Source organism: Pelatocladus sp. BLCC-F211, from assembly GCF_041928655.1.
Lineage (GTDB): Bacteria > Cyanobacteriota > Cyanobacteriia > Cyanobacteriales > Nostocaceae > Pelatocladus.
In genome coordinates, this window is sequence record NZ_JBHFLM010000125.1 from 1 (window position 1) to 8,257 (window position 8,257).

The 8,257-nt window shown below is 42.3% G+C and carries 5 protein-coding genes; 3 read left to right on the top strand and 2 right to left on the bottom strand.

Features of this window, described 5'->3' with window-relative positions; translation table 11 throughout:
- Positions 1-583: 583 nt before the first annotated feature.
- Entirely contained in the window at positions 584-1,861 is a 1,278-nt protein-coding gene (ahcY, locus tag ACE1AT_RS15425; RefSeq protein ID WP_374869783.1) for an adenosylhomocysteinase, read from the bottom strand.
- A gap of 485 nt (positions 1,862-2,346) precedes the next feature.
- Here ahcY and ACE1AT_RS15430 point away from each other — a divergent pair, with 485 nt between their 5' ends.
- From ACE1AT_RS15430 to ACE1AT_RS15440, 3 genes are all read left to right on the top strand, one after another.
- Positions 2,347-3,942 (top strand): mechanosensitive ion channel domain-containing protein, encoded by a 1,596-nt coding sequence (locus ACE1AT_RS15430; protein ID WP_374869789.1) that lies wholly within the window; start codon positions 2,347-2,349, stop codon positions 3,940-3,942.
- A 217-nt stretch (positions 3,943-4,159) separates the two neighbouring features.
- Positions 4,160-4,423 (top strand): hypothetical protein, encoded by a 264-nt coding sequence (locus tag ACE1AT_RS15435; protein ID WP_374869785.1) that lies wholly within the window; start codon positions 4,160-4,162, stop codon positions 4,421-4,423.
- A 771-nt stretch (positions 4,424-5,194) separates the two neighbouring features.
- On the top strand, positions 5,195-5,332 hold the full coding sequence (locus ACE1AT_RS15440) for a hypothetical protein (RefSeq protein ID WP_374869787.1): 138 nt from the start codon (positions 5,195-5,197) through the stop codon (positions 5,330-5,332).
- Between the two features lie 731 nt (positions 5,333-6,063).
- Here ACE1AT_RS15440 and argJ read toward each other — a convergent pair.
- Positions 6,064-7,305, bottom strand: a complete 1,242-nt coding sequence (gene argJ / locus ACE1AT_RS15445; RefSeq protein ID WP_374869791.1) for a bifunctional ornithine acetyltransferase/N-acetylglutamate synthase — start codon at positions 7,303-7,305, stop codon at positions 6,064-6,066.
- Between the last annotated feature and the right edge of the window lie 952 nt (positions 7,306-8,257).

Below are 8,257 nucleotides of genomic sequence, written 5' to 3' on the forward strand. Positions count from 1 at the left end.
CGCTTACCAATAGTCGCAATGCTACTGGGCAGAGGCTTATCAGTCACCAATAGGGGTGAAGTCAACCAAATCTATTATATCAAATTTATGAAATATTTTGCTCGCTTCCTCCATGTTTTCCTTCCTCGCCTTACGGCATTGCTCGGAAAACTGTCGTCAACTTACTCGCAATTCATCTCATCACCTCCCTTCGCTTCGGTGAGAGGCTTCTTGCTGCTCCAGCTAAATTCTAGGAAGTGTAGAGGATATTAAAAAGATTTTCTTTATACCGTAAAAATAGAAACATTTTTATAATAATTGTCAAGTTTTTGACCAAAAAACGCCTAAAAAAGCCAGCAAGCGGTCTATTTTATGGAAGGTGGGTACTGGCAACTGTGTTAAACTTATCCTTGTTTACGCAACCTAATTTTATTTTGTCCGAACAAGGTGTTACCAGGCTCTAGCCTGATAACAAGATTCGAGCAACTAACCAACAAATAAAAAAAGGGATAGGCGGAGCGCCTACCCCAAGGCAATAGCCTTAGAAAACCTAGCTATAGCTTAAGCCTTTCTTTAGTGGCTTTTGGTAAATTCTCGGTAAAGATTAGGTTCCAGAAGTCCAAGAATTGATGTACTCGATTTGTTCAGGTGTGAGGGTATCTATTTTTATTCCCATTGCCTGTAATTTCAACCGGGCAATTTCTTGGTCTACTTCGGTAGGAATGGAGTGGATACCGGGTTCTAGGTTGCCTTGATTCTTCACAAGGTATTCGCAACCGAGTGCTTGGTTAGCAAAGCTCATATCCATAACCGCGCTGGGGTGTCCTTCGGCGGCGGCGAGGTTAATCAAGCGTCCTTGACCCAAAACTACAACTGACTTGCCGTTTTGCAGACGATATTCTTCGGTGAAAGGGCGGACTGTCTTGACTTCTTTAGCTTTAGCGCCCAAGGCTTTCAGGTCAATTTCAATATCAAAGTGACCAGAATTACAAACGATCGCACCATCTTTCATGACGTCGAAATGTTCGCCGCGAATCACGTGCTTGTTACCTGTCACGGTAATAAACAAGTCGCCCTGGGGTGCAGCTTCTGCCATTGGTAGGACGCGGAAACCATCCATGATGGCTTCGATCGCTTTGATGGGGTCAATTTCAGTGACAATTACGTTTGCACCAAGTCCACGGGCGCGTAGGGCTGTACCTTTACCACACCAGCCATAACCAACAACAACAATGGTTTTACCAGCTAGCAGGACGTTTGTAGCGCGGATGATCCCATCCAGGGTTGATTGTCCTGTACCATAGCGGTTGTCAAAGAAGTGCTTGGTGTCGGCATCGTTGACATTCACAGCAGGGAAACTGAGAACGCCATCTCTAAACATGGCACGCAACCGCACAATCCCTGTGGTGGTTTCTTCTGTTGTACCAATGATATCTGCCAGTTGTTCTTGGCGTTCTTGTACCAAGGTGGCAACCACATCACAACCGTCATCAATAATAATATTAGGACGGTGGTCTAAAGCAATTTGGACGTGGCGGTTATAAGTTTCGTTATCTTCGCCTTTGATTGCAAAGACAGGAATTTCGTAGTCGGTGACGAGACAAGCAGCTACGTCATCTTGGGTGGAGAGGGGATTGCTAGCAATCAATACAGCATCTGCACCACCAGCTTTCAGGGCAATAGCCAGATTTGCTGTCTCAGTTGTGACATGACAGCAAGCTACAAGGCGAATACCTGCAAAAGGTTTTTCTTGAGCAAAGCGATCGCGAATCTGCCGTAGAACTGGCATTTCACGTCCTGCCCATTCAATGCGCTGTCTTCCCAAGGGAGCGAGGCCGAGGTCCTTAACCTCGTGCTTTAATCGGGGAGATGTTGCGGTCATCAAATAGTTCCTCTATACAAAGTAATAAGGTGACGTAAATTCTTACGCACTCTACTAGAGTATTCCAAGACGGGCAAATTCAACCACCATTTTTGTGAAAATAGGGATTGGGGATTGGGGATTGGGGAATCAATCCAAAATCTATAGACGCTTCTGCGGCTACCTACGGAAGCCACTCCGTGTCTACCCGCAGGGTAATCTAAAATCCAAAATTGCGTAACAGTGTTGAGTTTAAGTAGAACAAAAATAAATTTGAAAAAATAATAAAATTCTCATAAAGTAAATAGGGGTAAATACTCAACCCGTAGACAAGTATAATTACTGAAACTGATGTGCCAGTATGGATGAAATCAGTAACCAGTTATCAAATTAAATTACTTACTGATAACTGTTAACTGATAACTGTTCACTGAAAAAGGAGGTATCCATTGCGCTCTCGATTTGTAGCGATCGCTTTCTCTTCAATAGTCGTCACTGTTGGAGTAATGCCACAAGCTACAGCGCAGATTCCTTTTATACCGAACCTGCAACCCCCGAATCTGCGGAGTAGTGACTCCGACAACAGAACAGTTACAGGTTGGGTTTATTTGGATGGTAGGCGTCTATTTCAGATCACCGCACCAAGGGCGAATATTACGGAGCGTCTAGAGAATATCCAGCAAAATCTCAATCAAATTAGCCAAAATTACTTTCAAAATCCTGACGCCAATTTGGATGTGCAGGTTAAGACTGAAAACGGATTGCCAGTAATTTATGTCAACAACCGACAGTTAATGACTATTACTGACCAAGATGCCAGACTGCGACAGGTAGATGCTTTAACATTGGCAAAGCAAATCTCCGAAAGCTTACAAGAACAATTAGAACAAGCAAAACAAGAGCGAGAACCAGAGTTTTTAGTTCGTCAGGGTGCAATTGCTGTTGGATGTGGACTTACTATCCTTGCTATCAGTTGGGGACTGACTCAGTGGAAAAACCGCTCACAAAGGAATTCAATCCAACAACAGCTAGCTTCTGCTACCGCTTCACCAACAGCTAGACCGATTACGCTGCAATTAAATCAACAGCAGCAAAGTCATATCCAAGAAGTCCAGAAACGACTGCATCAGATCACTCAAATAGGGATTTGGGGAGGTGGAGGTTTGTTTCTCCTGGGCTTATTTCCCTACACGCGATCGCTCCAGTTAGGAATTTTTTTGGGTTTGCAAATTCCTGTAAAATTAGGAGCTGTGGCAATTGGAACTTATGTAGCGGTGCGTCTTAGCTATGTCCTCATTGATCGTTTCACTTCTGCTTTTGTCAGTAGTAGCGCTTTACTAACTCCAGAAACTTCTGAACGTCTACAACTACGAGTTTCTACGATTTCAGGTGTAACAAAAAGTATTGTCACTATTGTTTGGTTAGGTGTGGGTATTCTGTTTGCACTGGTGTCGTTAGGTATAGATGTCGTTCCTTTGCTAGCAGGTGCAGGTTTAGTTGGTGTGGCTGTATCTCTGGCTTCCCAAAACTTGATCAAAGATGCAATTAACGGCTTTTTGATCATCCTAGAAGACCAGTACGCTTTAGGCGATGTGATTTCTGTGGGAACTGTGGGAGGTTTAGTAGAAAATCTGAATCTACGGATGACCCAAGTTCGAGATGCAGAAGGGCGCTTAATCACCATTCCCAACAGTGAAATTAAAATTGTCGCCAATCTTTCTAGTCGTTGGTCACGTGCTGATTTAACTATTCCAGTTGACTACCAAACTGATATTGACAAGGCTTTGAATTTAATTAAGAAAGTCGCTTTAGACATGGATAATGATCCAGAATGGCAACACAAAATAGTCGAAACACCCCAAGTTTTGGGAATCGATAACTTTGGCGATCGCGGTTTATTAATTCGTGTCTGGATCAAAACTCAACCACTCAAGCAATGGGATGTCGCGCGAGAGTTTCGCCGGCGTCTCAAAATTGCCCTCGATCATGCCGGAATTTCTATTCCTGTCCCCCAACAAACCATCTGGGTAAATGATGCTCAAATGCTAGTTAGTCCAGAGTCCAGAGTCAAGGATGAACACTCAACAGTCAATGGTCATTAATTAATTGTTGGTTTTTAGTGGTTGATGGTTAATTTATTCTTGACTCTTCATCTCCTCACCTTTTATATTTAGTACTTATGTACTACAATAAAAGAGGATTCACGATGTGAAATGTGGAAAAGACAAAGGGGTAAGGATTCTATCATCCCTTTACCTTTTCCCTTTCACGTTTTCTCAGACTAGACAGCCTTTTGGAGATGGATCAAGGTTTGCCATTATGATTAAGCACTACATCCTCAGCCTCAATCCAACTGCTAAACATGACTGGGATCAGTGTATTCTACGCGATCCACTAACAGCCAAACGTCCTGATCTTGCCAAACTAGTGACTGAGGCTGTTGGTGCTGATACAGGTAGCTATTTGGTAAGTGTAAATATCGAAGTCAAAATTTTAGAACAAGCAGCTGTACCTCACGCCGAACAATTATCTTTGAATGTTACCGATGTCAACGAAAAGGCACAAATAAGAGAAGCAGCATAGTAATAATTGAAAAGCGCAAAGTTTTTTCGTAGTCAGCAGCTTTAGCCCTGATGCATAATTTTACGAGGATTTATAGCCTCATAAAATTATGCCTTTGATTCACAAAAAATTTTAGGAGGTAGTCAAGACTGTAGTGTTGAACTAACTAATATTGGTGAACAAAATCTGTTTTTTATTAACAGAAAATATCTTAAAATCATCCCAACATTGATAGTTTTCTCCTTACCTGCCACTTCCACGCCCATCACTATCGATGTTAGTAATATGCTGCCCAAAAGCTTGAAATTTCATAAGATGCTCCCTAATGATCTATCTAATTCAATCTACAAAAAAATAGTGAAAATAACAGGATCACTTCGCTAGCATCTGGCATTTTGGCAGAAAACAAACTTAAAGGCTTTTTTAGCTATATATTAACTATTATTCCAATACACTATTTTTGATAAGTTTGTAGTAGGGGCTTTAGCCCTTATTTAATAGATTGAAAATGGGTGTGGGAGTATAGGGGTGTAAGGGTGTAGGAAGAGTTATATTTTCATGTTACTGAGAACGTTTTTCCCATGAGGGGCTGGCTTAAAAAAGGGTATAGGGATGTAAAAAGAATCATATTTTTAACTCACCCTAGTGTACACACCTGATGATGACTACGAACTCTCTTAGCCTGTGATTGCGCCAAAGAGTAGGTGTTTGACACCAAGACTCGAATTTTACGCCTGAAAGCTTTGCCCGTTCTGGGTTTGAGCCATTCAGAGCAAAACAGAGGTTCGCGCAATGCCTAAAACTCTTACCAGAAAAGCATTTGATCTGATTTTTTCGGAACTACTGTTGACAGTGCGATCGCTCAAACGCTATATTTACTCCAGGTCTGCACCACTGAACCTTGAAAACCAAATACAGCAAGGCTTCTAAATTGAGCAGTTGCAACTCACATAAATCCCTATTAGGGATTGAAACTAGTCTGGACTTCTCTGATGAGCTTCGGAATGTCGTTGCAACTCACATAAATCCCTATTAGGGATTGAAACTGCTCTCTTTTTAATTCCCTAGCCTCTTGTAGGTTTTGTTGCAACTCACATAAATCCCTATTAGGGATTGAAACCAAATGCTTGGTAAATAGTGTTGCGATCAAGATATTTTTGTTGCAACTTACACAAATCCCTATTCAAGTTTCTGACTCCTAAATCAAGTTTTTGACTCCTAAATCAAGTTTCTGACTCCTGAATCAAGTTTTTGAGTGCTAAATTAGCTTCATAAGTTATAAAACAGATTTTTGACTTAAAAATCTACTTTAAATCTTGTACATCTCTTATTATCATCAAATTTCACTAGAATTCCTTCCAATACTGCTTCGAGAAGATCAATCTATTGACATTTAAAATCCATAGAGACGTTGCACTGCAACGTCTCTACATAACAAAATTATGCTGTGGGTAACTGTTACCCGTTCCCTGTGGGAGTATCCCAAATGTTAAAAAACCCGCCTGCGATTGAAATCCCAGTCTCATAGTTCAAGTCAGCTTAAGCAGACTATTTGATCTTATAAGTCGTCTGAAGAAGACTTGTGCTATTAGCTAAGGGTTTCAACCCAAGCGGGATACATTGAAAAAACTGGGATGCTCCCTTCCCTGTTCCCTTTGAACTCAAGTCGTGTATTCGGCGTTTATCTTCACGTAGTCGTAACTTAAATCACAACCCCAAGCTTTACTGGAACCATGACCATTGCCTATACTTACAGAAATTAATACGGTATCTTCTTTGAGATAAGCACCCGCAGCAGCTTTTTGTAGATATTCACTTGCTGCTTTTCTGTCAAAAGTTAGGGGTTGACCATTTTCCATCATTAAAAAATTCCCTAACTGAATTCTGAGATTTTCTTGTTCAAAAGGTACGCCAGCACGTCCCGCAGCCGCCGCAATCCGTCCCCAGTTAGGATCGCGTCCAAAAATTGCAGATTTGACTAAAGAAGAACCAGCAATAGTTTTGGCAATTTGACGCGCTGCTTGTTCATCCTGGGCGCCACTGACTTGCACTTCCACCAAACAAGTTGCACCCTCACCATCACGAGCGATCGCTTTTGCTAAATGCTGACATACTGCTGTTAACATCGCTTCTAATTTTTCAGCTTCGTGTCCCATTTCGGTAATTGCTGGGGTGCGGGATTCACCATTAGCAAGGGCGATTAAGCTATCGTTGGTACTAGTATCACCATCAACGGTAATCGAATTAAAACTTCGATCTGCTGCCCTACTCAACATTTGCTGCCAAAGATGAGGGGAAACAGCTGCATCACAGGTGACAAATGCCAGCATAGTAGCCATATTCGGATGAATCATCCCGGAACCTTTGGCGATACCACCAATTCTGACTGGGCGATCGCTTATTGTTGTTTCTAGGGCAATTGATTTTGGTACTAAGTCTGTAGTAATGATCGCACCTGCGGCAGCATCGGAACCAGTTTCAGATAGTGCTGCTACTAGTTGGGGAATTCCAGCTTTGAGTTTATCCATCGGTATACGCTGTCCAATTACCCCAGTCGAAGCCAGTAGGATCGAGTCACTGCGGAGATTTAAGGCTTGAGCGATCGCCATCGCTGATTCTAGGACATCCAACCAGCCTTGCTCACCTGTCGCAGCATTTGCCTGTCCGGCGTTGCAGAGAATAGCACGGGCGTTATGCTTTGCTTGCAGATGTTGGCGACAATAATCTACACATGCTGCTCTGACTTGACTAGTTGTAAATACCCCAGCAGCGATCGCTTCTACATCCGACACTATCAACGCCAAATCTGGCAATCCTGAAGGTTTCAATCCCGCCTTAATTCCAGATGCCCGAAATCCTCTCGGTGCAGTCACACCACCAGTAATCTCATGCCAGTCTGCCATGATTTCCCCCTTGCAACTATTACTCGGCTGACTGGCGATTATAGCAAGTATTAGTCCTTTGTTATTTGTCATTTGTCATTTGTTCTTCGTGCAGAACCAATAAATCATGACCAATGACAGACGCGATTCATCGGCTCTCTATTGTACAGACGCGATTTATCGGCTTTCTATTGTACAGACGCGATTTATCGCGTCTAAACCAATGACAAAAAAAATAGAGAGCCACTTGGGCAGCTCTCCAGATCATCAGGGTGCATCTATATAACACAATATACCATTTCTGGGGTGTGGGGCAATACACCTTAATTAACTTCTTTTGTTTTTGGTTAAACAACTGTATGTAGCAAAGGTGATAAGGAAAAACCAGGAAAAATATTTTTTGTTGCTAGTTGCTCAATCATACTGCGATCGCAACACATAAAAAAAAAGAGAGCCTTTTGGGCAGCTCTCCAGATCATCAGGGTGCATCTACATAACAGAGTATACCATTTTGGGGATGTGGGGCAATACCCCTTATCTAGTTTTTTATCAAAGTTTCCTGAAAAATCTCCGTAAATGCACTATTGGGGAGAACAACAGTGTGTTTTGCCATTTTAATTCTTCAAAGATACGCAGTAAATAACCTGAGTAAAAATTCATCAAAGAAAAATTAAATAAAAAAAGAGAGAGCCACTTGGGTAGCTCTCCAGATCATCAGGGTGCATCTAACTAGCACAGTATAGCATTATCGGCATGAGGGGCAACACCCCTTTTTGAAAAATTTTTGGGAAAGGGGAAAGGGGAGCCACTGCGCCCTTGCGGGTTAAGAGCCAATACGGTTCAGTTAAGAAGAAATGTAGGTTGGGTTTCGCTTGCGCTCAACCCAACAAAGCCTTGATAATGTTGGGTTACTCTGCGATCAGCCGCGCAGGGCGCGTCTACGTTCCTCAAACGCCAGGTGCTACAACTCTTG